The following is an 849-nucleotide window of genomic DNA, read 5'->3' as shown; positions in this document are numbered from 1 at the left end:
GGTGGTCGGCCGACAGCGTGGCCTGCAGCCGGCCCGCGCGCATCACGGCGACGCGGTGGCACAGGCCGATCAGCTCGATCAGCTCGGATGAAATGACGACGACGCCGCGGCCCTGCTCGGCCAGGCGCTGGATCAGGAAATAGATGTCGCGCTTGGCACCGACGTCGACGCCACGCGTCGGCTCGTCGAGCACCACCACGCGCGGTTGCGGCTGCAGCACCTTCGCGATCGCGAGCTTCTGCTGGTTGCCGCCCGACAGCGACGACGCGCGGCTGCCGAGGTCGCGCGTGCGGATGCCGAAATCCGCCACCGCCTGCTGCAGCGCGCGCTGCTCCGACGCCAGGTCGAGCAGCGGGTGCGTGTGGCGCGCCAGGTCCATCAGCGTCAGGTTGTCGCGCAGCGAGAGCCGCACGTGCAGGCCCTTGCCCTTGCGGTCTTCGCTGAGGTAGGTGAGCCCGTGCTGCGCCGCCTCGCGCGGGCTGCGCATCTGGATCTCGTTTCCATTCAGTTCGATGCGCCCGGCGCTACGCGGCCGCAAGCCCAGCAGGCCTTCGAACATCTCGGTGCGGCCGGCGCCGACCAGCCCGGCGAAGCCGAGGATCTCGCCCGGGCGCACCTCGAAGCTCACGTCGTGCGCCCAGCCGGGCACGCTGAGGCCGTCGACCTTCAGCAGCGGCGCCGGCGTGCCGGCCACCGGCAGCTTCACCGGGAACATGTCCGACAGCTCGCGGCCGACCATCAGGTTGGCCATCTGCTGGCGCGAGAGCCCGGCGGTCGGCGCGCGCGTCACGAAGCGGCCGTCGCGCATCACGACGATCTCGTCGGTGATGCGCTCCACCTCGTCGAGCT

Annotated in this window: 1 protein-coding gene; it reads right to left on the bottom strand. The window is 71.4% G+C overall.

The window, feature by feature from the left end:
- Nucleotides 1–849, bottom strand: an 849-nt coding sequence (locus tag AC1D01_RS36880) for an ATP-binding cassette domain-containing protein (RefSeq protein ID WP_477874796.1), incomplete at both ends; no start/stop codon positions are given.

The organism is Rhizobacter sp. P3_B12, from assembly GCF_056402895.1.
This window is presented reverse-complemented; position numbering and strand designations above follow the sequence as displayed.